The following is a 23,643-nucleotide window of genomic DNA, read 5'->3' as shown; positions in this document are numbered from 1 at the left end:
GTTGCTTCGTCTACCTTTCGACAGCATCCGCGCCGCGGATTCACCGCCAGCCGAGGGGGCCATCGTGGACTGCAGGAAAACCGAAGACAATTTCACAAAACCCGTAGTGCGGTGGCCGCGGCGGTGGAATAATGTCCACGTCTGTTGCGCTTCTCTTACACGCCCGATACCAGCACGGACGAAGAACCCATATTCAATGCGGACCGAAGATGGCCTCAATGCCCGCACATGCCAGACCGTACGACTCTAGGATTAAACGTATGAATATCATCGAGGCAAGCGGCCTCACCAAGGTTTACTCGCCGAAGGGCACTGCAAAGGTGCATGCGCTGGATGGGCTGGATCTGACCGTGCCACAGGGGACAGTTCAAGGTCTGCTGGGTCCGAACGGGGCGGGAAAGACGACGGCGGTCAAGGTGCTGACCACGTTGATTCAGCCGACGGCGGGCAATGCGACAGTCGCCGGAGTCGACGTGGTCGGTGAGCCCAAGTCCGTCAGGCGGCGGATCGGGGTGTCGGGCCAGTATGCGGCGGTGGACGAGAACCTCACCGGCTTCGAAAACCTGGAGATGGTCGGCCGGCTCTACCATCTGGGCAAGAGGGAATCGCGGCGCCGGGCCACCGAACTGATCGAGATGTTTGAACTCACCGCGGCCCAGAATCGCCCGGTCAAGGGGTTCTCCGGAGGGATGCGCCGGCGCATCGACCTGGCGGGCGCATTGGTGACCCGTCCGCAGGTGCTGTTCCTGGATGAGCCAACCACCGGATTGGATCCGCGCAGCCGGCTGGGCATGTGGGACGTGATCAAGAACCTGGTCTCGGACGGCACCACAGTGCTGCTGACCACCCAGTACCTGGAGGAGGCCGACCAGCTCGCGGACGACATCGCCGTCATCGATGGCGGCAAGGTCATAGCCGCAGGCACCGCCGACCAGCTGAAGGCCCGCATTGGCGGTCACCGTGTCGAGGTGACACTGACCGAGGCCTCCGCCGCCGACACGGCACGGGAGGTGCTGGCCCGCCACGGTTCAGGGGAGCCACGGGTCCACGACGGCGGCCGGACGCTTGAAGTTCCGGTGGTCGATGGAACCAGGGCATTGCAATACGTTTTGGCGGACCTGGGCGAGGCAGGCATCGAACTGCACGACGCCGGTATCCGCCGCCCGACTTTGGACGACGTGTTCCTGAAATTGACCGGCCACATGGCCGAAGAGGAGCAGGAAAGCCAGGAAAGCAGCGAAGCCGAAATGGAGACCGCACAATGACCACCCTGATTGACGAGCGTGGAACGGGGCCTGCAGCCGGTGCCGTTGGTTCTCCTGCGGCGCAGTGGTTCTCGGACGGGTGGATCGCCACCCGGCGCAACCTGATCAAGATCAAGCGCGTGCCGGACATCCTGGTGTTCACCATCCTGCAGCCGATCATGTTCGTGCTGCTGTTCAGCCAGGTCTATGCCGGCGCGATGGCGATGGATGACTACACCTCGTTCCTGATGGCGGGTATTTTCGTCCAGACCGTGATCTTTGGTTCCACCTTCTCCGGCGCGGCGATGGCACAGGACCTCAAGGACGGGATTATCGATCGGTTCCGGACGCTGCCGATGAGCACGTCGGCAGTATTGGTGGGCCGGACTAATGGCGACCTGATGATCAATGCGATTTCGATGCTGATCATGATGGCGACCGGTTTCCTCGTTGGCTGGCGGGTCACCACCGGGCTGGGAGGCTTCCTCGCTGCGGTGGCATTGCTGCTGTTGTTCGCCTATGCCTTCTCGTGGGTGATGGCGCTGCTGGGCATGACGGTGCGCAGCCCCGAAGTGATCAACAATGCCTCGTTCATGATCCTGTTCCCGCTGAGCTTCATCTCGAACGCGTTCGTGCCGATTCACACGATGCCGTCCGTACTGGCCGCGATTGCCGAATGGAATCCGGTGTCGGCGCTGGTGCAGTCCGCCCGCGAACTGTTCGGCAACACCAATCCGACGTTCCCCGAACCGACGTCGTGGACCCTGCAGCATCCGTACATCACGGTGCTGGGCGGGATCGCGTTGATGCTGCTGATCTTCGTGCCGTTGTGCGTGAAGAAGTTCGGGTCCGTCTCCAGCCGGTAAAGTGACTACTGCGAGACCAGCGGCGCCAGTGATCCGGCGGTTCCCAGCACTACCAAGCCGCCGCCGGTCGCGGCCAACGTGGAGGTCAACCGGTGCGGGTTCTTCAGTGTCCAGCGCCGCGATCCGCCGCCTCCGTAGTACAAGCGCACTTCGGCTCCGGGCGGCGCGTCTCCCAGTTCTTCGAGGGACACGTAGGCTTCGCGGACTTCACGGTGCTCGCCGTGCCAGCGGAGGCCAGTCTGGGCGCCGGTGGTGTAGACAACAGCCCAGGTCTTAACCCACGGTCCCTTCGCCCAGTGCACGATCCCTGCGGTGCCCAGCAGCACCACTCCGAGCACCAGCACCGCGGAGGTGACCAGTTCCAGCACAATGATCGGATTATCGACCATGGCGGGCAGACGTGTCGGCTGTGCGGATGCGGTTCACGCTCAGAACATACCGCACACCGCCGTGTGCCCCTTAATGCGTCGACACGATGCGGGAGGCATTCGGATCGTGGAACGATCGTGACCGTGACTTGGATGCCACTGACTGGGTGGGTGACCTTCGCACTGGTTCACGCTTACAGGACAGTGCATGAGCGTAGTGGTCGATACTTCGGTACTTATCGACTACGCGCGTACGCCTTAAGGGGGATGCCGATGCCTCCCAAGATCATCCTGCGGACCGAAGTCAGGGACGCGCGTGATAAGTAATGTTATTGGTGTAATCGCACAATATTCTTTCCTCCTAAGGACAATCAGATGATCGAGGCACGCAACCTGGCCAAGCGCTATGGTGCCAAGACCGCCGTCGACGGCGTCTCATTCAACGTCCAGCCGGGCAAGGTCACAGGTTTCCTGGGGCCCAACGGTGCGGGCAAGTCCACCACTATGCGGATGATCGTGGGGCTCGACCGGCCGAGTCATGGCGATGTCATAGTCAACGGCAAGCACTACGCCGACCACAAGGCACCCCTGCAGGAGGTCGGCGCGCTGCTTGATGCCAAGGCCGTCCATACCAAACGCAGTGCGCACAATCACCTCAAGGCAATGGCGGCGACCCACGGTATCCCGAACAGCCGGGTCAAGGAAGTCACTGAAATGACCGGCCTTTCAGCGGTGGCCAAGAAGCGTGTCGGCGGGTTCTCCCTGGGCATGGGCCAGCGTCTCGGGATAGCCGCGGCGATGCTGGGAGATCCTCACACGCTGATCCTCGATGAGCCGGTCAATGGTCTGGATCCCGAGGGGGTGCAGTGGGTCCGGCATTTGGCCAAGGGGCTGGCTGCCGAGGGCCGCACGGTCTTTTTGTCCTCGCACTTGATGTCGGAAATGTCGCAGACCGCAGACCACCTGATCATTATCGGTCGTGGCCGAATCATTGCAGACGCGTCAATGGACGATGTCATCGCCGGACAGGGGCAAGCGAGGACCCGCGTGAGGACCGATCAGCCGCAGGTACTCGCGAATGCACTAGCGGGCGAGGGCGTGAGCATTCAAAGCCTGGAGCCTGAGCTCTTGGAGGTGGCAGGCATCGATGCGCGCCGAATTGCCGAGACCGCATTGCAGAACCGCGTGCTGGTTTACGAATTGACCCCTCTGCAGGAATCGCTGGAGGACGTCTATATGAAGCTGACCCAGGACGAAGTCGAGTATCACTCGGCCGATCCGGTCTCACAACTGTCCATGGCAGGGGAAGGACGCCAATCATGAGCGCCGCCACCACAACGCCTCCAGCCCACACCTCCCAAACCGGGAAGGGCGTGAATTTCGGACGGGCCATCCGCTCCGAGTGGATCAAGCTCCGCACCGTTCCGTCGACAGTCGTCCTGCTGTCCATCACTCTCGTAGTGATGGTGGGGCTTGCTGTCCTGAGTGGCTGGGGTCTGGCAATGTCCGCCGGAGTCCAGGCGGGTATGCCCCCCGAGCAGCAGGCGCAAATGGCCGAGAGCGGTGGCCTCCAGGGGGCCGCCTACACCGTCCCCTCCGGGGGCATTATCTTTGGCCAGTTGCTGATTGCCTCGCTGGCGGTAGTGCTGATTGCCTCCGAGTGGGGCACTGGCATGATCCGTTCCACCATGGTGGCAGTGCCGAAGCGGATCCCTGCCTTGCTGGCCAAGAACTTGGTGATCGCCGTCGTCTCGTTCGTGATCGGCGTGGTTGCCGCCCTGCTTTCGTACTACGTGGCCCAGCCGTTCCTGGCCGGGGAGGACCTGGACTTCGCGATCACACACGATGGCATGGTGGCGAGCATTATCAACACCGGAACGTATCTGGCGCTGATCGCCGTCATCTCGATGGCAATCGGCACCATGCTGCGTAACACCGCCGGTGGCATCGTCACTGCAGTTGGGCTGTTCTTTGTCCTGCCCACGATTGTCGTTCAGCTCCTGACCCTCCTCGCGGATTGGATTGACGACGCCGCCGAGTACCTGCCCACCAATGCAGGCCAGCAGATGGTGTCAGTCAACATCGCCGATGACGCGCTGAACCAGTGGCAGGGCGGCCTGGTGATGGCTGCCTGGGCCGTCGGTCTGCTGGTGATCTCGCTGATCGTGGCCAAGCGCCGGGACGTGTAAGGGCCGGTCGGCGCAGATGCTCATTTCATGAGCGAACAGGTTTCGGTAAGGGAAGCGACGGAGCGAACGGCCGCCGCTTCCCTTGCCGATTTTGCGGCGCGACGCCGGGGGCCGGTGCGGCGCTTCTTCATCAAACATCCGGTGGCCATGGACATCGTGGTCGTTCTCGTTTACCTCTTCCTGGCGCTGCCCGGCACTATTCTGCGGGCAGACGGACAGGGATACTCGGCGCTGATTGTCGTCGGCCTGACCGCCGCGGCGCTGGGACTGCGCAGGTGGCGCCCGATTCCCATTCTCGCGATGGTTGCCGTGCTGGAGGTAACCGCCGTCGTCGTCGACAGCGGCATAACCAACGTGGGCGCGGGACTCTGGTTCGCCCTGTATGCAGTGGCCGTCACCCATTCTGCCCGCTTTTCCTTCCTGGCCACCTTCGCGGCCACCCTGCCGGCGATCGGGGCGCTGGCCCTGCAGCAGCCGGACGCATTCGACGCCGTCCCGGCGCTGATGTGGGTCACCGCGGCAGTAGTGCTGCTCAGTGAAATTATCGCCACCGGGATCGGCGTTACGGTGCGTCGGGACCGGCTGCACACCAAGGAACTGCTGGCCCGCGCCCAGGAAAACGCCGAACTGGCGTCCGTCGCGGAGCGCACCCGGATCGCACGGGAGATGCACGACGTCGTCGCCCATTCACTGTCGGTGATGATCGCATTGTCGGACGGTGCCGGGGTGGTGATTAAACGTGACCAGGAACGCGCTTCGGAAGTCCTCCAGGAACTGTCCACGACAGGCCGCGGCGCGCTTGCCGACATGCGGCGGGTGCTCGGGGTGCTGCGCGACACCGATGATAATGAGGCCCCGTTGCTGCCATTGCCGGCGGAGAAGTCGTTGACTTCACTGGTGGAAAGCTTTCGGCTGGCAGGCCTGCCCGTCCGCTACACCCGCTCCGGACCATCTCTGCCATCCGACCCGGCCTTCCAACTGACGGTCTACCGAATCGTGCAGGAATCGCTGACCAACGTGCTCAGATATGGCAACAGCATCACTGTTGTGGACGTCCTGGTCGCCCGGGAAGGCGATAAGGTGAACATCAGGGTGTCCGACGACGGCCGCGGCACCTCGGACGGCACGCCTGCGGAGTCTGTGGGCGCCGGGCTTGGCATTGTCGGCATGGCCGAACGGGCGAGCATCTACGCCGGGACCGTCCACGCCGGCTCGGTTTCCGGAGACGGCTGGGTGGTTGACGCAACGTTGGTGTGGCCGGATGAGGGGGAGGACGAATGACTGAACCAGCGACGGAGGCGCCCACCCGGGTGCTGCTGGTGGACGACCAGCCGCTGCTGCGCACCGGCTTCCGGCTCATCCTCGAGGGCGAAGACGACCTGGAGATTGCCGGAGAGGCCTCCGACGGTGCGGAGGCGGTTTCGCTGGTGCAGGACCTGGGTCCGCATGTGGTGCTGATGGACATCCGGATGCCCACGCTCGACGGGATCGAAGCGACCCGGCAGATCATCGAATCCGGCTCCTGCGCCCGGATCATCATCCTGACGACCTTTGACCTGGACGAGTATGCTTTTTCCGGACTGCAGGCCGGAGCCAGCGCCTTCCTGGTCAAGGACGTGGGGCCGGGCGAACTCGTCCAGGCGGTGCGCCGGGTGGCAAGCGGGGACGCCGTCGTCGCCCCCCGGATCACCCAGCGGCTGCTGGAGACCTACGTGCGCTCGCGGCCGGCCCCGGGACACCCGCCGGCGCAGAGCGATCCGCTGCTCGACGACCTGACCCCGAGGGAGATCGAGGTGCTGAAAGCCGTCGCCGAGGGACTGTCCAACGCTGAGGTTTCCCACCGCTTTTTCCTCGCCGAAGCGACTGTGAAAACCCACGTGCGCCGGATTCTGACCAAGCTGCATCTGCGGGACCGCGTACAGGCCGTGGTGTATGCCTACGAGACGGGACTTGTTACTCCCAGCGCGGGATTGGACTATTGAGATGAACGCATGCGCCCGGCTCCGTGCTCGGGCCTTCGCGGCAACGTACGACAGGTTGAACGCCGCGGCCGAGCGGACCGTCATGGGGCAACGTCGCGCGGAACTTCTCACCGCCGCCCACTCGGTGGTGGTGGAGATCGGCACGGGCACCGGCGCGAATCTTCCACATTACGACGCCGCACAGGTTCAGCATTTGCTGCTCACCGAACCCGACCCGTATATGCGTCAGCGGCTGGAACGGAAGATCGGTGACGCCGTTCCGCGGCTGCGCGAAGCGGCCGAGGTGGTGGATGGAAGTGCCGAACATATCGACCTTCCCGACGCCAGCGCCGACGTCGTCGTCTCCACCTTGGTGCTGTGCAGCGTTGGTGACGCTGCCGTTTCGGCTGCCGAAGCGGTCCGGGTGCTGAAACCGGGCGGACAGTTGCTCGTGCTCGAACACGTCGGCTCGGAAAGCGCCTCGGTTCGGCGATGGCAGGATCGGCTGACCCCGATCCAGCGCCGGGTGGCCGGAGGGTGTCACCTGAACCGGGACACCGTCATGGAACTGCGCCGGGCCGGGTTGGAAACCGGTGGCGTGAAACGGTGGGAATTGGGCGGGGCGTTCGGCCGATTGATGCCCATTGTCGAAGGAGCCGTCCGGAAGCCCGCCGTTTAACGGACTTAGTCCACAGGATGGAACTGCACACCGGCATCCGACCGGGGATCCTGCTAGAGTCACGGCTGTGCCCTGAATGGACCGCCGGTGCAGCGGGCCTCTGTAGACGACTGACCTGATGGGGAGTTAATCGTGAGTGCCAATACGCCGTCCGAACCCGGACAGCACGACCCGTCGGCCCACGACCCCGGACAAGGTGCCTCCGCGGTGCCTCCGCCGCCCGCCAGGCCGCCGGGCCAGTCGCAAGGTCCGCCGCCGGGTCCGCCCCCGCAAGGCCCGCCGCCGGGTCAACCGCCGGGTCCGCCCCCGCAAGGTCCGCCGCCGGGTCCGCCTCCCTATGGTTACCCGCCGCAAGGCCCGCCGCCGGACGGGCGGCGGCGCCCCGATCTGCGGAACATCCTGTTGGTTCCGGCCGTGCAGGCGGTGGCGTCCTATGTCGGCGGTGTCGTGGCCACCGTGGTGCTGCTGTTGCTGGCCGTCGTCGGCGTGCTGGTCTCCGGCACGGACGTTTCGGTGCCGCAGACGCCCGTCACGCAGGGGGCACCACTCGAAGATCTCGATGGCGCCGCCGGGTTCGGTGCCGTGCTGACCCTTCCGCTGCAGATTTTGGCGATGGCCACCTTCGGTGTGCTGTCGGGAAACTTCAGCACCGGCCAGACAATGCTTGGCAATTTCACCGGCGGCTTCACTGTCTATGCAGTACCGCTGACGTTGACCGCCCTGCTCGTCGCGTCCCTGGTCTTCAGTGGTTGGTACGTTGAGCGGCGTTGGCCGGCTGGCCGCCCGGCCGTGCGTTGGTTGCAGTCGGGAATTTCCGGGTTGGTGCTGGCCCTGGTGTCCGTTCTGTTTACGGTGATCACCGCCGTCCGCTTCAGCACCTCCGGAGGGATGGCGCTGACGATTGATGCTGCGTCCGTTTCCCTCTTTTTCGGCGCGCTTGTGCTGGGCACTATTGCCACGATGGCCGGCCGCGCACGCCGGGCCGATGGCAGGTATTTTGGCGCCGGAATCGGGCTCAGGCTGCCCCGGTTGCTGACCCGGTCGGGTGGATTGTTCTGCCTGCACCTCGTGTTGTTCAGCTGTTTTGCAGTCCCCGCTCTGGTTATCGTCTCGGGCGTCCAGGCTGGATGGGCAGCAGTGTTCTCCAGCCCGTTGTGGGCGGTCAACGCGGCGATCGGTGCCTTTGGCGTCGGGCACCTGTCCGGGTTGAACACACAGCTGTCGGGCGAGGGGCTCTTCGCGCAAGGCCAGGCCGGACTGCAGAACGAGTCAACGCTGAATTACGTCTTCGGCATATTGCCCGCCTGGGGATCGGTGTTGACCGTGCTGTGTGCACTGCTGGTGACCGTGGTCGTGTCGATACTGTGGAAGTTCCGGCGTGAGACCGCAGGGGTGGATTTGACCAACCCGGCATTGCGGCTCGTGCTGCCGCTGACCTACGGCGTCGGCGGGTTGCTGTTGATGGCGCTCAGCTACGCCTCATTTGGGGCCGGCATGTCAATGGTCGGTGGTCTGGGCGGCAGCGTCTTCCTTGCCCCGTGGACATTCCTGGTGCTGGCCGTGTGGGGACTGGCCGTTGAAGTATCGGCGCACTTCCTCGCACCCGTACTGGTGCAGTTGCTCCCGGCCGGCCTGGTTAGTCGAATGAAGCCCCGGCAGCAGAGCGGCACCTACCCGGCTGCCGAGCAGGCGGCAGGCGCGCCCATGGCCGATGACGGGCAGTCGGCCGCGGCCCCCACGAATCAGGCCGCGCCTGCAAACACCCCTCCGATGGGCCACGGCGACGGCGGCGACCACGGCGACCACGACGACCACCGCGGCCACGACGGTATGCCGGCCGAGACCCGGCCGGATCCTCCGCCTCCAATGGACCCTCGGAAGAAGCGGCGCATCTGGGTGATCATCGGTTCCGTCGGCGCCGCAGTGGTACTTCTGGTGGGCGCCCTGGTCACGATTAACGTGGTCAACTCGACGGCGTACGGTCCGGACGAGGAGGTTTCGGCTTATCTCGACGCCCTGGAAGCCGGTGATGCAAGTAAGGCGCTCGCGGTGGCGGATCCTGGTGTCGCGAACGCCAAGCGGGTGCTGCTGACAGACAAGGTCTTCGGGGCCGCGAAGCATCGGATCGACGGCTACACCGTCACCGGTACCGACATCAACGGTGACGCAGCGGTGGTCACCGTCGACGTCAGTCAGGATGGCCGCCGGGCCGAGATGCAGTTCCAGGCGCAAAAGACGGGAACCACCGGTCTCTTCTTCGATGAATGGACCTTGCAGGCGGCGCCACTGGACACCCTCAACCTGACGGCGGGACAGCCGATGCAGAGCCTGAAGATTAACGGCGTTTCTGTGGACTTGCCTGAACCCCGGTCGGGAAATATGTGGCGGTTACCCGCTTTCCCCGGCGAGTATGTGGTGGAACTCGATGGCAAGCGCAAGTATGTGACCCTTGGTCAGCAGCAGGCCACCGTGGCCATCGACGCGGGGTCCGCGGCGGTGGTGGAGCTGGAACTGCAGCCCTCCGAGGCACTGATACGGGAGGCAAAGGATGCCGCCAAGACCCACCTCGGCAAGTGCATCGAGGCAACCAGCCTGGAGCCGAAGAATTGTCCCAACGAGGCCTTTGCCTTCAGCTATGGCGACACCGGACCCCGGAACGTCGACTGGACGCTGACGGAAAAACCCGAGTTTGAGGTTGCCCGCGACTGGACCGGAGGATGGTCGCTGCAAACGGTGGAGCCCGGTGAAGCCAAGGTCAGCTACGAGGCCAACCAATCGTTCGACCCGGATAAGAAGGACTGGCAGAGTGAAACCGACAGCACCACGATCAGCTTCACCGGTGACATCACCATCGACGACGGCGATCTCAAGCTCCAATTCAGCCGCTTCTGACACTTGGACACCGGTGGGCGTTCAAAAAGAGAGGAATGAATAGAGCATGGAATTCCAGTCGCATTGATCGTTGCCGTCATGGCAGCGCCGATCGTCCTGCGGCTGCGACACAATCGAACCGTGACAGCAACGCAATAGGATCACCGCACCAAACGCTGCCGTTGGGCCATGTCCCGGTAGAGCCCGCTTTCGTGCATCAGGTCCGTATGGCGTCCGGAGGCCACCACCCGACCATCGTCCAGCACGACGATCTGGTCGAAATCGGCAATCGTCGCCAGCCGGTGAGCGACGACCACAACGGTCTTGTCCTCCGAGGCCGCCGCCAAGGTCTGCTGCAGGTGATGCTCGGTGCGGGAGTCAACCGAGGCGGTGGGTTCGTCCATCAGCAGCACGGGCCGGTCGGCCAAAAGAACCCTGGCCCAGGCCAGCCGCTGCCGCTGTCCTCCCGAGAGCCGGACACCGTCTTCGCCCAGATTCAGCTCCAGTCCACTCGCGGACCGGCCGGTGAGATCGCCAAGTCCGACGGCGGCGAGCACGTCCAGCATTTGCTCCGCCGTGGCATCCGGCGCCGCGATCCGCAGATTGTCGGCCAACGTCCCGCTGAGGATTGGCGCTTCCTGCTCCACCAGTCCAAACTCTGACCGCAGTTCGTTCCGTGGCAGGCTGGACAACGTCTTGCCCCGATAGTGAATTGTCCCGCCGTCTGGCTCGTAGAAGCGTTCCAGCAGGGCCAGCAGCGTCGATTTTCCGGCGCCTGAAGGGCCGACGATTGCAGTTCGCTTGCCAGCCGGCACGTCGAAGCTGAGTTGGTTCAGCACCCACGTGCCGGCGTCGTGATCTTCAGTGTCGTAGCGGAACTGAATGTCGCGGAACTCGAACACTGAGCGGTGGTGCCCGTCCAACCCGGGCATCTCCGCCGGTTCACCTTCCCGTTCCGGGGCGAGCCTTGCGATCTCCTGAATGCGGTCCAATGCGGCGAGCCCGGCCTGAATCTGCACGAAGGCGTTCATGGCCGAAGCGATCGGCATCACCAGCAGAAAGAGGTAGAGGATGAAGGCCATCAGGTCGCCGAGCGCCAAGGTGCCATTGGCCACCCGGACACCGCCCACCGTCAGCACCACGATAAACGCGCCCTGGATGCAGATGGACATCAACGGTCCGACGACGGCCTGCAGCTTGGCCATCTTGATGCCAGCCCGGAAGGCAGACACCGACTCCCGGTCGATGAGGGCGGACTCCCGGTCTTCGGCCACGGCGGCCTTGATCGTGCGGATACCGGTCAGCCCACGCTCCACCGCGGCGGACATCGAACCAACCGCATCCTGGGCTTCCTTGCTGGTGCTCCGGATCAGCGAGCCGAGCAGCAGCACCCCGCCGGCTCCAAGCAAGACGGCACCCAACGTGATGGCGAAGAGCACCGGATCCAGCAGCACCATCAGGACCACTGCGGCGCCGAACATCAGCACCGAGGAAAGTATCTCGAACAGACCGGAGGTGATAACGGTCCTGACCAGGGTGGTGTCCGTGCCCACCCGCGACATCAGGTCGCCGACCCGCCGCCGGTCGAATTCGCCGACGGGCAGGCTGAGCATTCGGCCGATCAGTGAACGCCGCAATCCGAGCACCACGGATTCAGCGGTGCGTTGCAACAGGTATGACTGTCCGGCGCTGAAGCCGGCGTCGGCCACGGTGATTCCAACCAGCAGCCAGAGGAACAGCGTCGCCGGCTCGTTGGCGCCGACCGCGTTGACCAGCTGCTGGACCATCAGCGGTTGCGCCACGGCCAGGGCGGTGGCAATCAGGGACACGACAGCGACGGCGGTCAGCACGCGACCGTGTCCACGCAGATAGGGGAGGAACTCCCGTAACGACGCCCGACGATGCGTTCGGTCTGTGAGCTGCGCACCGGAGCCGTCTTCCGGGGTCATTTCCGCCGTCCCATGATGCCGCCGCCGTATTTTTTGTGCACCGCCTGGCGGCTGACACCCAGGACCGTTGCGATCTGCTGCCAGGTCAGGCCCCGGTTCCGGGCACGGCGGACCTGGATCACTTCCAGCCGGTCCAGCTGTTGGCGCAATTTCGCCACAGCCGTCAGCCCCGAGCCCGGGTCGTCGTCTGAACCGACCGACGTCCTTAACAACGCGACCATCTCCTCCTCGTCCATGAAGTCAACTTATATTGACGACGAGGAGGGTGTCAACCGGGAGTGACAGGAAGCGCGCGGTCAGGCCGCCGTGGCGATGGGGGCGGCTGGCTCCGGAACCGGCAGGCTGCCGTCACGGTCGAAGGCGTCCTTCGTGGCAAACAGATAATTCCGCGTGCCACATTCCACCTGCAGCGCCGGCCTCCATGCTCCGTCGGACCACGTATACATGTCGTATTCGGGCCACCTGCGGCGGATGGTGTCGGCGAACTGGTTCCCGTTCGTGCCGTAGCGGGCGGTGTGCCGGTCTTCGATTTCCAGCAGCAGGCTGGGGTGCGACGCGGCAATGGTGCCGGCGGCCCCGTCGAGCACCTTCGGCTCGAACCCTTCGACGTCGACCTTAATGAAGGAAACCGTGTCGATATCATGCGCCTGGCACCACGCGTCGATGGTGGTCATGGGCGCCTTGTGGCTGCGGGACGAGCCAAACCACGGGGCTGATTCGGTGGACCCGGCGGACACGTGGGCGTGGCCGTGCACGGGGACGCCGAAGCGCACCGGCAGCACCAAGGTATGTTCGCCGGAGCGGGAGCCCAGCAGACACCTGTTGATGTTGATATGGCCTGCCCGGCTCAGCCGTCGGATCGCGGTGAGGATCCGGTGCTGTTTGCCCTGCGGTTCGAAGGAATGCACCGTGCCGGTGGTGCCAACCATGTCCGCCAGCGGGAAAGAATACATGCCGTAGGCCGCTCCGACGTCGAAGACGTGGTCGCCGGGCCGCAGGACGGCGGACAGGCCCAGCAGTTCGGGCTCAGCCATGCGGAAGCGGGCACATGTTTGCAGGAGTCGGTGTACGAGGCGCGTGCGCACGGCACCGGCAGTGGCGTTGATTGTAGTCACGCCCGGTCACCCTACGGATGGAGTTTGCGGGGCTCGTCAACGTTCGCTGGACAGCCGCTGATAGCCGCCCCTTTCCGAATTGTCCTCCGCATTGGCTACATGGACCGGCTGTCCGCCGCTTCGTCGTGGCGTTGCCCCATCCCCGCAAAGAGCTCATACATCGGCCCGGCCACCAGCCAAATGCCCGTCACCAGCCCGGCCCGCGGTATCCACTTCCATAGTTCACCGGCTTGTTGGGGCGTGGCAATCACCAGGATCAGGAACAGCAGCACCGCGCAGCTAATGGCCGCCGCCAGCACCACCTTCAACCACTCCGACCACATGGCCCGAAGCTTCTCCGGGCCATGCCTGGGCAGCTTGCGCGGCGGCGGGCCGCCGGCGAAACGGTGAGCGAAACGGACGTCGCCCCATCGCACCAGCGCGGGTCCGAACGCCAGGCTCACGCCCAGGTAGAACGCGGCGACTCCGTGGATGGTCCCCGCGTCGGCGCCATGCAGCAGGTCGAAGATGACGGCACCCAGCAGTACGACATCGAGCAGCGGCACTGCAGCCAGCAGAACCATGCTGGTCCGCTTCCAGCGCACCACATACCGGGCCGCCAGTCCGGCTGCGAGCATCACCCAGAATCCGACTTCGGACGCAACGATGAAGATAGCGATATTGCTCTGCCGCACCATGTCCGACCAGAAATCCATAATTCCACTTTCCCTTGTTGAGGTCCCGATCCGGATGCAGCGGAGGGATGATTCGCCCGTCATCATTTCGTAGGAGATCGCGCGGATCGGCTTGTAGCGGCGCCGGCGGGCGGCGAAGATGAGGGTATGACGACGACGGCGGCACACTGGGTTCCGGCACGGGCCGACGTTGGTTTCGCCGCCGGGTATCTGCTGCTCGGGACGGTCCTCCACCTGGCGGGCATGGGCGGTGCCGGGTTGAATGCGTTGCGCGCGGATGTTCCGGCTGTCGTATGGGCGGTGGTCGTCTCGCTGGGATGTGTGGGAGTTGTTTACCGCAGCACCCGGTTGTACTTCATGCTGGCGCTCACCGGGGCGGCGCTGCTGGCGACTGTGCTGCTCGGCGGCAGTGTTTTCAGCTTGTTCTTCACCTTTGAATTGATTTTCTGCGCCGCGCTGTTTGGCCCGCGGCGCCTGGTCCGGACCGCGCTGCTGGTGGCGGTGCTGCTGACCGTTGCCACCGTCGTCGTCAGCTGGGTCATCAGCACGCAATGGCGTGTTGCCTTGGTATTCGGCCTGCAGGCCGTGCTGGTGTTCCTGGTGCCGTTGTCCTGGGCGGGCAATATCCGCAAGGAGAAGGAACTTGCCATCAGCGAAGGCGAACGGGCGGACGCCGCACGGGCGAATGCCCGCCACGCAACGGAAATCGCAGAGCTGGACCTGAGGATGGCCGTCAGCGAAGAGCGTTCGCGGATGGCCCGGGATCTGCACGACGTCATCGCGGGTCACCTGTCGGCCATCGCGCTGCAATCCGAAGCGGCCATGTCGCGGGCAGACGAGGCGCTGAACCGGAAGGTGCTGGAACAAGTCAGGACCGACAGCGTGACCGCCCTGGAACAAATGCGCTCCATGATCGACCTGCTGCACCAGGAGATGGTCCCGGATCCGGGCCTGGACCGCATGGCTGGAGGAACCGCGCAGCTGGAGGCCCTGGCCGAGTCGGCACGGCTGTCCGGCTCGGAGGTCACCATCACGGCCGGCGACTCCAGCGGCCTGCCGTTACTGGTGGATTCGACCATCTACCGGATCGTGCAGGAGGCGCTGACCAACTCCACCCGCCACGCCCCGGGGCAGCCGGTCGAGGTGCTGGTCAGCATCGGTGACAGTCTGGCCGAAGTCGGGATCGTGAACCGTGTCGGCCCTGCTGTCGGCCAACCCTCGCCTGCCTCCCCGGCTGCACCGGCTGCACCGGCGGCGGCGCCGCTGCGTCAGGGGCATGGGCTGCGGAACATGCAGCTGAGGACCGAACAGCTGGGCGGCGAATTCGCGGCCGGGCAAGAGAACGGTCGATGGCAGGTATCGGCATCGTTGCCCCTGAGTGCACGAACAGGAGTTCCCTCATGACGATTTCAGTACTGTTGGCGGATGATCATGCAGCGGTGCGGATGGGGCTGCGGATGATCCTCGAGTCCGCCGACGGCATTGAGGTGGCCGGAGAAGCCTCCGACGGCGAAACGGCGGTGACCATGACGCGACAGCTGAGTCCCGACGTCGTACTGATGGACATCCGGATGCCCGGAGTGGACGGGATCGCTGCCACTCGGAGCATCGTCTCCGGCAACGCCGCCAAGGTGCTGATCCTGACCACCTTCGACATTGATGAGTACGTCTTTGAAGCGCTGCGGGCCGGTGCGGCGGGATTCGTGCTCAAGTCGATCGAATCGGCACAGTTGGTGGAGGCAGTGCAGCGGGTGGCCGACGGCGATGGGGTGCTGACCCCGGAGATCACCGCCAAGGTGATTGGCCATTTCAGCTCTGAGCACGGATCCGGGCCGGCCCCGGCGGAACCACCTGAACGGGTTGAACCGTTGGAGCCGCTCACCGCGCGGGAGGAGGACGTGCTGGAGGCATTAGGCGCCGGGATGAGCAACCAGCAGATTGCACGCCAGTTGTTTATCGCCGAGACGACAGTGAAGACGCATGTGTCCCGGGTATTGGCCAAACTCGGCCTGTCATCGCGGGTGCAGGCCGCCATCTATAGCCAGGAGGGACAGCACCGGTAGGGGCGGATGTCCGCCTGGGTGTCGCACGACCAGGGCTGCAGCCTGAACGCGGTGCCGCAAGGCGTGGCGGCCCTCGCTGAAAATTGTTGGCTCCGTGACCGTGGCAGTCGTATACCCGGTTCCGCGTCGGCTATGCCGTTTCCTAAGGAGTCGCCGGTTGCTAGCGGCGGATTCTCAGGCAAGGGTGGATTCTGGTTAGCGGAGCGGCGAATCCTGAGGGAACCTCCGATTCTGTGCTCACACGGGGCGGTGCCGTGGCGTGGGTCGGCACAGTACCGGCGCAGTACCGGCGCAGGACGGGGATGGCCCGGGCATATAGCGAATAACCCGATCGCCGGCAGGGTCAGACCAGGGGATGAGGTCCATCGGCGCAGGTTCAGCCCAGGGCCCGATGCCTGGCCGCGGCCGCCGCGGCACGATTGAAGTATGAAGCCGAATATTCTTGATACCCACCTGCTCTATAAAAACTATGGTCCATCTGTGGCCCTCGACGGCGTGAGCCTCGGCATTGAAGCCGGCGACGCCGTCGCCATTATGGGCGCATCCGGTTCCGGCAAAACCACCCTGCTGCATTGCCTGGCCGGGATCATCCGGCCCGACGGCGGCCACGTCGACTTCGCCACGGCCCAAGGACCACTGCGGGTCAGCAGCCTGAGTGAGTCGAGGCGCTCGCAGCTGCGCCGGGAATCGTTCGGCTTCGTCTTCCAACAGGGGCTGCTGATTCCCGAGCTGACCGCCATCGAGAATGTTGCGATTGCCCTGATGCTGACCGGTGCGCCGCGACCGGCGGCCGAGCAAAGCGCCGCAGCATGGCTTGCAGCAATGGGCCTGCAGGGACTCGAGGCGCGGCGCATTGGAGAGCTGTCCGGCGGACAGGCACAACGGGTGGCGATCGCCCGGGCACAGGTGACCGGCGCGTCGGTGATCTTTGCCGATGAACCGACCGGGGCCCTGGATTCGGCAACGTCGAACGAGGTGATGGACGTGCTGCTGGATTCCACAGTGCGTTCGTCGAAGACCCTGGTGCTGGTGACTCATGACCAATCGGTGGCGGATCAGTGCCGGCGGATCATCCAACTACGTGACGGCAGGATCGTCAGCGACTCCGATACAGCAACTGCGGACGCAAACCGTCCCGATCAGGCGTCATTGACAGGGAGGACCCAGTGAGCAGCGTCGTCGTACCGGAAACCCGGCAGCGCAGCACGGCGACCGTTCCCTTCCGGCTGCTGTGGCTGTTGTCCCGTCCGGGCACTTCCAGCCGGGCGGTATCCGTTCTGCCCGTAGTGGCCTTCGGGGTGGTCACTGCCTTGATGCTCGGCGTGCTCGGTGGTGCCCGGTCGTTCTGGAGCTGGGACGATGAGCTAAGTGGCATATACCGCGTCCTGTCGGGGATCGCGGTGGCGCTGCTGGTGGTGCCGCTGCTGTCGGTGGGCGGTTCCGCCGCACGGCTTTCGGCCCGACGCCGGGACGACCGGCTCTCCACGCTGCGGTTGCTGGGAGCAACACCTGCGGTGGTGTCGACGATGACGGTGGTTGAGTCAACGCTTTTGGCCCTGGCCGGCGCGCTGCTGGGAGTCATCGGGTATCTGGCCATGATGCCGGCGCTCGGGCTGATCCAGTTCCGGGGTGAACCCCTGGGGATCGGGTCGTTGTGGCTCGGCGTTCCTGCGATCGCGGCCGTGGTGGTCGCCGTCGTCGTCCTTGCTGCGGTCAGCGCCGCGCTCGGCTTGCGCAAGGTGGTCGTTTCTCCGCTGGGCGTGAGGACGCGGCAGGCAGCGCCGAAGACGCACTGGGTGCGGATCGTTGTCGGGCTGGCGGTGATTGGGGCGGTGTCACTGTCGATGGGCATGCTCAGTGCCGCGCCGGGAATGGCCGTGGTGACAGGCATCCTGCTGGGCGGTTCGGCCGCTGCCCTGGCGGTGCTCAACGTGGTGGGGCCGTTCGTTATTTCGGTCACCGCGCGCCGGCAGGTACGGAAGGCATCGACCCCTCAACGGTTGATGGCGGCCCGTTCGGTGCTGGAATCGCCGAAAGCCGCGTGGCGGCAGGTCAGCGGAGTGGCGATGACCAGTTTCGTGGCCGTCTTTGGCGGAACCGGGGTCGCCATCGCCGACGCCGCCGGCTCGGGCGCCAGCCGGGGCAGCAGCGAGTATTTTTTGATGGGCGATATCCGGACCGGCGTGTTGATTACGGTGCTGGCATCGTTCCTGATGGTTGCCGCGTCCGCCGGTATTAACCAGGCTGCCGCTGTGCTGGACCGGACGGACCTGTACGTGAATCTGGACCGGCTGGGGATGCCCGAATCAGTGATGAACGCCGCGCGGATCCGTTCGGTGATGTCGCCGCTGCTGCTGGTGGGCATCGGCTCGGCCCTGTGCGCCGCCGTCGTCGTCTTCCCGCTCACCGGCATCGCAATTCTGGTGGCTCCGCTGTCGGTGCTGGTGATCGGTGCCAGCCTCGCCGCCGGGATCGTGCTGGTCTGGCTGGCACTGATGGTGACGACGCCGGTGCTGCGGCGGGTGCTGGCCGGCGCCTCCGCGCCGTCATCGTCGGCGGCTCAATGACACCATTGCGGCGATCCAGGCCGCGGCGCTTGCTGCGACCTGGATCGCCAGCAACACGGTCGTGACTTGCCCCAAATACACTGCAAGCGCCAACGGCACCATGGAAACCACCAGCACATCAGTCCCGGACGTCAGGGCGGACAGCTGCGTCCGCGGCACCGGCCCAAACGGTGTGTCCACCGGCGGCTGCGACCAGTCAGGGACCGGCTTGTAAGCCGAGCGCAGCGTTGATCCGGCCAGCCCGGCCCCGGCGATCGCCCCGAGCAGCACCAGCCGCCAGTCCGCGATGCCGAACAGTGCCAGGATTGCGGTCAGGAGGACCATCCACACCATGAGGGTCACGGCAGGCATGGCCATGCGCACACACGCCACGGAGGCCTTGCCCATGGGCAGGAGTTTGTCGAGGCCGGGCACGGCGGCGGTTTGTCGCGCCACCGTGCCCGCCGAGGAGGCGGCTCCGCCGGCAGCCAGCAGCAGCACGCCCAGCTGCAGGATGGTTGGAATTGTTAGCTCCGCCAGCAGCATGGCGATCGGCGGAAGCAACCACAGCAGCGGCGGAAGCCACCAACGAGGCACGCGCAGGAACGCGACGACGTCGGCCTGCAGCAGTGCGCCAGCCGTGCTGCGTGGACGGGCAGCGAACAAGCGGGTGGTGTAGCGGCTGGCCGACGGTGGCTCCGCCCCGGAGTCGGCGCCGAGGGCCTGGACGAGTTCGTTGGTGTTCATCAGGAATGCCGCCGACCGGGCGTGGCCAGTCACCGCTCCGCCGCGGGTGAGTTCAGCTGCCGGGATCCCGGAAAGCCTCGGCGATACATGCCACCATGCTCCCGCGGCAATGGTCATCGCCGGCACCAGTGGCCACAGATGCCCGGAGGCAGCGGCGAGCGGAAGGAGCACAGCAGGCAACAGCACCACGACGGCAAGGGCCGTGCGCCGTCGTCGTCCCGTGTCCACCTGGACAGCTGCGGCCAGCAGCCCGGCAGCGGCGGCCAGGATGCCGAACACCGCGGCGCCCGCCACGTGGCCGGTCACTGTTGTCTCCAACAGGGTCAGCACGCTCAGCGGCAGATACGCCACAGAGGCTGCGATGGCCAGCAGCACCAGCGCCTTGGTGAACGGCGCCGCCACCAGCGGCCTGCGGGCCACGGGAAGCGGCAGCCACCATTGGCTCTCCACTCGTCCAACGGAGACCGGGCCGAGCCGGCGGGCGAAGGTCAGCACGGCCAGCAGCCCGGCCGCGCTGCACGCGGCCAGTAGGACCGGCGGTGGTATTACGGCCCATTGCTCATCAACCGGGGACTGCTGCCTCGCGGCGGCCGCCTCGACCAGTTGCTCCCGCACCGCGTAGACCGTCGAGCCGGACAGGGCCAGGACGATCGCGGCGGCCAGGGCGGCGTTATAGAGGTCGATGAAGAGGACGCTGAATTTGGTGTTGCGCCGGTTATACGCGCGTGCGGCCGATGCAGTGAAGCCGCGGACGTCGAAGGCGACCGGAGACTCGGCTTCGGTACTCACTGTCCGGCAATGTCCTTCGCCGCCTCGTGCGGGGGCAAATGCCGGACTTGTTCATCGATGAGCAGGCAACTGTCCGCCGTGCTGGTCAGCATGGCAGGGTCGTGAGTCACCAGCAGCACCGCGCCGCCGTCGTCGGCATAACCGCGCAACCGCTGTGCGATGAGCCCCCGCATCACCGGATCCAGCCGCTGTTCGGGCTCGTCCAGGATCAATAACGACGACGGCCGGATTAATCCCGCCGCAAGGGTGAGTCGCCGCCGCTGGCCTGACGATAGGGCCCCCGGAACCACATCGGCACGGGAATCCAGGGCGAAGTATTCGAGTTCCTCACCGACCGCGGTCTCCGGCTGGTCAATCCCGTGTCCGCTGGCCACCAGCAACAAGTGCTCCCTGACCGTCAACGACGGAAAGAACGCGTCCTCGTCGAACACGGCCGCAACCTGGCGCCGGAACGGGATGCTGTCCTCGTCGGCGGGCAGGCCATGGACGCGAAGCGTCCCGTCGATTCGCGGCTGGCGGCCCGCGATGGTGCGGGCCGCGGTGGACTTTCCCGCCCCGTTGAAACCCACGACGCCGAGTATCCCGCCGGGATCGAGCTGTGCGGTGATGGGCCCGCATACCGGTGTGCCGGAGTATCCGACGACGAGGTCGTCTACTTCCAGCACACCGGCGTCTTCCATGTTCAAAGCGCCAGGCGGGTCCGGCGGGGGACTGGCCTGGCGTTGACCAAACGGGATGCTGCTATTGTTCTGATGCCGCGTCCGGATCCGCCCTGTCCGGATCCGCTGTCGCCGGGTCGGTGGTGGCCATGTCCGTGGCGACGTCGTCGGTGCCATCGACGGTGGTGTGGTCATCGGTGGCCGCCTCGGCGGCGTGGTGCGCGGCGTTGTGCACGGCATCGGCGGCTGCGTCGGCTGCGGCGCCGGCGACGTCGCCGGGGGAGACATGTGCGGGTTCTGCGCCAGCGTTGCCGGACTGGGGTCCGGTAGTACCGCTGCCGCTGAAGTTGTTGAGTGTCGAGACGACGTCCAATCCGGTCGTGTCCTTCAGCAGCTGGAGTGTCTCCTGGATGCCGGTCGCCACGTTCCGGTTCACCTGGCCGGCGCCGTCCCGTGAGATGACCGTCATGTTGTCCACCGCACTCATTGGAGATGCGATCTCCTTGGCAACGTCCGGCAGCGTCTCCAGCACCCGGCTGATGACAGCAGCTTCGTTGAAGTGGCTGTACGCGTCAGCCTGGGCCCGGATACCGGCGGCCTCGGCTTCGCCCTTCCGCCTGATCACGTCAGCGTCTGCTTCACCGCGCGCCTTGTCGGCGTCAGCATCGGCCTGTGCCGCAGCCAGTCCGGCGGCCGCTTCCTGCTCCGCCTTGTACCGTTGGGCGTCGGCTGGCTTGCGCACTTCGGTGTTCAATTCGCGTTCACGCAGTTCAGCCCGGCGTTCTGCAACGTCCTGATCCTTGAGGATGACCGCCTGGTCCTGTTCAGCCTTGGCCAGCGGTCCTGCCGCATTGGCTTCGGCCTGGCGTGCGTCAGTCTCCCGCTTCAGCTCAGCGCGGCGGATATCCAGCCTCTGTTCAGCTTCGGCGACTTTCTCATCGGCAATTGCGGCCGCTTCGGACGATTCCTGCTTGGTATTTGCCTCGGCGATGTCGGCGTTCCTGGCAACTTTTGCCGCCTCCGGGCGACCAAGATTGCTCAGGTACTCCGTGTCGTCGTCAACCGATTGGATCTGGAAGGTATCAATCATCAAACCCTGGTTGTTCATCGAATGTTCGGCTTCTTCTTTTACCTTGCCGGCAAATGAAGCGCGATCCTTGATGATGGATTCGACGGTCAACGTTCCGACGATGGAACGCAGTGAACCGGAAAGGGTTTCCTGCGTGTAGGGGTCGATTTCATTCTGCTGGTCGAGGAAACGCTGTGCAGCCCGCCGGACATACACTTCGTTGCCGCCGACCTTGACCTGGGCGACGCCGGTCAGGTGCAGTTTGATGCCGTTTTCGGAAATGCCTTCGATCCGAAGGCTGACCTGGCGGGATGCCAGGGACAAGGGGAAGGCCCGTTCGGTGAACGGGTTGATAAAGGCGCGTCCAAACACCACCCGCTGCTTTGCTTCTTCGTTTTCGGGATTCTCGGAAAGCTGGTCCCTGCCGCTTTTCCCGGCAATAACCAGCGCCTCCGACGGCTTGGCAATTTGAAGTGAACGCAACGCGACGAAGCCGATGATGATCAGGACGACGACTACGGCCACGCCGATAATAATGAGATCCATAGAGAGACTTTCTATTGCTGTTGCACGCTAGGCGAGACGGGAAACAAAATGAATCTTCCCCAGCTTCGAACACTATCAGGAATCACGATTTAATCATCGGGTCCCGAGGGTTTCCTCCGGCTCCGGTCTCGTACTAATCCCCCGGGACGAAGATGTCAGCAAGCGGAGCAGAAGTCTGGACCGGCGTTCGCCTGGCCATCTCTGTGCCGCGCGGTCAATGGCATGGGCGACGGCAGGCGTCTCCGTAATTTGGTGTCGAGGCCGGGCGGCGGGCATGCGTCCGAGTGTTCCACTGGGATGTAAAGTGATGCACCGGTTCGCGCTGGCTCAGGCGGCCTTGTCGGCCGCGTCCCACCACTGCACTGTCGCAGCAGCCGCCTCCTCCAGTGGCGTCGGCTTCAAACCGAGCAACGACTCCGTGCGACTGGAATCCATCACAAACGGGGCTTCGAACTGATACACCATCTCGGCCAGTTCGCGGGCGTCGGACGAAACGACCCCGGCACCGCGGAGCAACCATCCGGGCAAGGTGCCCACCTTTGGCTCCGGTGCTTCGGCCGCCCGGGTGAACGCTTCGGCCATCTGTCGTTGCGTCACTGCCGGACCGGTCGGTGCATGGAGGACTGTATTCCATACGTCAGGATTGCCTGCCGCCGCGACCATGGCCGCAGCCAGGTCGGGAACATAGGTGAAGGAGTGCGGCACATCGGCGCTGCCGAGAACGCGCAGCGTCTTGCCTTCCAGGAGTCGGGGAACCATGCGCTCGCCGGCGTGGGCCATCCGCACCCGCGGCCCAAAGAAGTCCGAGGCCACCACACTGACCGTCGGGGCACTGGACGCGGCGCGTGCGGCGAGCAGTTCACTGCGCACCCCGCGTTTGCCGCCGCTTGCTGCCCGCGGGCTGTCTTCGGTCATGATGCGGCCCGGCTCGCTGTAGGAGTACAAGCTTTCGGGGAAGACGACGACGGCGCCGGCCCGGCGGGCGGCCTCGAGGATGGTCTGTTCGGCTTGGGGAAGGTCGCGGCGCCATGCCTGCGCGTTGTACGCCGCCCCGTGGATGCAATGGAAAACAGCCGTTACTCCCTCCATGGCGGTTTCCAGGTGGTCCGGATCGGATACATCTGCCGTGATCTTCTCCACCCGCCGGTGGGCGGGGCCGCCGCCGCTGCGGGTCAGGATCCGGACACGGTGCCCCTGGCCGGCCAATTTTTCTGCGACGGTCCATCCGACGGGGCCGGCGCCTGTGACTACGTACGTGCTGGACATGGGTTCCACTTTCCTCGAATTTTGATAACAGAGAGCGCTGCT

General features: G+C 65.0%; 21 protein-coding genes. 12 read left to right on the top strand and 9 right to left on the bottom strand.

The features are described from left to right. Positions 1-260 precede the first annotated feature (260 nt). Together H535_RS0116310 and H535_RS0116305 are read left to right on the top strand one after the other, a co-directional pair. Positions 261-1,265 carry a daunorubicin resistance protein DrrA family ABC transporter ATP-binding protein gene (locus H535_RS0116310; RefSeq protein WP_026820386.1) on the top strand — a complete coding sequence of 335 codons (1,005 nt, stop codon included), beginning with the start codon at positions 261-263 and terminating at the stop codon, positions 1,263-1,265. Then, positions 1,262-2,110, top strand: a complete 849-nt coding sequence (locus H535_RS0116305; protein WP_026820385.1) for an ABC transporter permease — start codon at positions 1,262-1,264, stop codon at positions 2,108-2,110. Before H535_RS0116310 ends, H535_RS0116305 begins: the two co-directional genes overlap by 4 nt. A 5-nt stretch (positions 2,111-2,115) precedes the next feature. On the opposite strand, the gene H535_RS0116300 is transcribed toward H535_RS0116305, so the two are convergent. Continuing rightward, on the bottom strand, positions 2,116-2,499 hold the full coding sequence (locus H535_RS0116300) for a hypothetical protein (protein ID WP_026820384.1): 384 nt from the start codon (positions 2,497-2,499) through the stop codon (positions 2,116-2,118). 354 nt (positions 2,500-2,853) lie between these two features. Here H535_RS0116300 and H535_RS0116295 point away from each other — a divergent pair, with 354 nt between their 5' ends. The 6 genes from H535_RS0116295 to H535_RS0116270 all read left to right on the top strand — a co-directional run bounded on the left by H535_RS0116295 (position 2,854) and on the right by H535_RS0116270 (position 10,199). Then, positions 2,854-3,801: an ATP-binding cassette domain-containing protein gene (locus H535_RS0116295; RefSeq protein ID WP_026820383.1), complete on the top strand. Its 948-nt coding sequence runs from the start codon at positions 2,854-2,856 to the stop codon at positions 3,799-3,801. Next, the gene (locus H535_RS0116290; RefSeq protein WP_026820382.1) at positions 3,798-4,667 is read left to right on the top strand and encodes an ABC transporter permease; all 870 of its coding nucleotides are present in this window, start codon (positions 3,798-3,800) and stop codon (positions 4,665-4,667) included. Before H535_RS0116295 ends, H535_RS0116290 begins: the two co-directional genes overlap by 4 nt. 27 nt (positions 4,668-4,694) lie before the next feature. Continuing rightward, positions 4,695-5,948, top strand: coding sequence for a sensor histidine kinase (locus H535_RS0116285; RefSeq protein WP_026820381.1), 1,254 nt, complete (start codon positions 4,695-4,697; stop codon positions 5,946-5,948). Further along, a complete protein-coding gene (locus H535_RS0116280) occupies positions 5,945-6,649 on the top strand; it encodes a response regulator (RefSeq protein WP_026820380.1) in 705 nt (234 codons plus the stop codon). The genes H535_RS0116285 and H535_RS0116280 overlap by 4 nt, the downstream gene beginning before the upstream one ends. 1 nt (position 6,650) lies before the next feature. Further along, positions 6,651-7,307, top strand: coding sequence for a class I SAM-dependent methyltransferase (locus H535_RS0116275; protein ID WP_035770011.1), 657 nt, complete (start codon positions 6,651-6,653; stop codon positions 7,305-7,307). Positions 7,308-7,439: 132 nt separating this feature from the next. Further along, the gene (locus tag H535_RS0116270) at positions 7,440-10,199 is read left to right on the top strand and encodes a hypothetical protein (protein ID WP_155838739.1); all 2,760 of its coding nucleotides are present in this window, start codon (positions 7,440-7,442) and stop codon (positions 10,197-10,199) included. 140 nt (positions 10,200-10,339) lie between these two features. Here the strand turns inward: H535_RS0116270 and H535_RS26105 are convergent, their stop codons facing one another. From H535_RS26105 to H535_RS26095, 4 genes are all read right to left on the bottom strand, one after another. Then, the gene (locus H535_RS26105) at positions 10,340-12,127 is read right to left on the bottom strand and encodes an ABC transporter ATP-binding protein (RefSeq protein ID WP_081416753.1); all 1,788 of its coding nucleotides are present in this window, start codon (positions 12,125-12,127) and stop codon (positions 10,340-10,342) included. After that, a complete protein-coding gene (locus tag H535_RS0116260; protein ID WP_026820377.1) occupies positions 12,124-12,363 on the bottom strand; it encodes a helix-turn-helix domain-containing protein in 240 nt (79 codons plus the stop codon). The genes H535_RS26105 and H535_RS0116260 overlap by 4 nt, the downstream gene beginning before the upstream one ends. A 60-nt stretch (positions 12,364-12,423) precedes the next feature. Continuing rightward, positions 12,424-13,161 (bottom strand): FkbM family methyltransferase, encoded by a 738-nt coding sequence (locus H535_RS26100; RefSeq protein WP_051299438.1) that lies wholly within the window; start codon positions 13,159-13,161, stop codon positions 12,424-12,426. Between the two features lie 176 nt (positions 13,162-13,337). Further along, positions 13,338-13,937, bottom strand: coding sequence for a hypothetical protein (locus tag H535_RS26095; RefSeq protein ID WP_035770010.1), 600 nt, complete (start codon positions 13,935-13,937; stop codon positions 13,338-13,340). A 126-nt stretch (positions 13,938-14,063) separates the two neighbouring features. Between H535_RS26095 and H535_RS26090 the strand changes: the two genes are divergently transcribed. The 4 genes from H535_RS26090 to H535_RS0116230 all read left to right on the top strand — a co-directional run bounded on the left by H535_RS26090 (position 14,064) and on the right by H535_RS0116230 (position 18,546). After that, positions 14,064-15,320 carry a sensor histidine kinase gene (locus H535_RS26090; RefSeq protein WP_035770009.1) on the top strand — a complete coding sequence of 419 codons (1,257 nt, stop codon included), beginning with the start codon at positions 14,064-14,066 and terminating at the stop codon, positions 15,318-15,320. After that, entirely contained in the window at positions 15,317-15,979 is a 663-nt protein-coding gene (locus H535_RS0116240; protein WP_026820376.1) for a response regulator, read from the top strand. The genes H535_RS26090 and H535_RS0116240 overlap by 4 nt, the downstream gene beginning before the upstream one ends. A gap of 426 nt (positions 15,980-16,405) precedes the next feature. Further along, entirely contained in the window at positions 16,406-17,149 is a 744-nt protein-coding gene (locus tag H535_RS26085) for an ABC transporter ATP-binding protein (protein WP_035770008.1), read from the top strand. Then, positions 17,146-18,546 carry an FtsX-like permease family protein gene (locus H535_RS0116230; RefSeq protein ID WP_051299437.1) on the top strand — a complete coding sequence of 467 codons (1,401 nt, stop codon included), beginning with the start codon at positions 17,146-17,148 and terminating at the stop codon, positions 18,544-18,546. Before H535_RS26085 ends, H535_RS0116230 begins: the two co-directional genes overlap by 4 nt. On the opposite strand, the gene H535_RS0116225 is transcribed toward H535_RS0116230, so the two are convergent. The 4 genes from H535_RS0116225 to H535_RS0116210 form a co-directional block, all read right to left on the bottom strand. Then, a complete protein-coding gene (locus H535_RS0116225) occupies positions 18,526-20,061 on the bottom strand; it encodes a DUF6297 family protein (protein WP_026820374.1) in 1,536 nt (511 codons plus the stop codon). The genes H535_RS0116230 and H535_RS0116225 overlap by 21 nt on opposite strands. Further along, a complete protein-coding gene (locus H535_RS0116220; protein WP_026820373.1) occupies positions 20,058-20,741 on the bottom strand; it encodes an ABC transporter ATP-binding protein in 684 nt (227 codons plus the stop codon). Before H535_RS0116220 ends, H535_RS0116225 begins: the two co-directional genes overlap by 4 nt. Positions 20,742-20,802: 61 nt before the next feature. Beyond that, positions 20,803-22,335 (bottom strand): flotillin family protein, encoded by a 1,533-nt coding sequence (locus H535_RS26080; RefSeq protein ID WP_051299436.1) that lies wholly within the window; start codon positions 22,333-22,335, stop codon positions 20,803-20,805. A 327-nt stretch (positions 22,336-22,662) separates the two neighbouring features. Continuing rightward, the gene (locus H535_RS0116210; protein WP_026820372.1) at positions 22,663-23,601 is read right to left on the bottom strand and encodes an NAD-dependent epimerase/dehydratase family protein; all 939 of its coding nucleotides are present in this window, start codon (positions 23,599-23,601) and stop codon (positions 22,663-22,665) included. Between the last annotated feature and the right edge of the window lie 42 nt (positions 23,602-23,643).

The sequence above is a fragment of the Arthrobacter castelli DSM 16402 genome, assembly GCF_000430705.1.
GTDB lineage: Bacteria > Actinomycetota > Actinomycetes > Actinomycetales > Micrococcaceae > Arthrobacter_C > Arthrobacter_C castelli.
The sequence above is the reverse complement of the archived record's forward strand: the minus strand, read 5'-3'. Positions and strand labels throughout refer to the sequence as shown.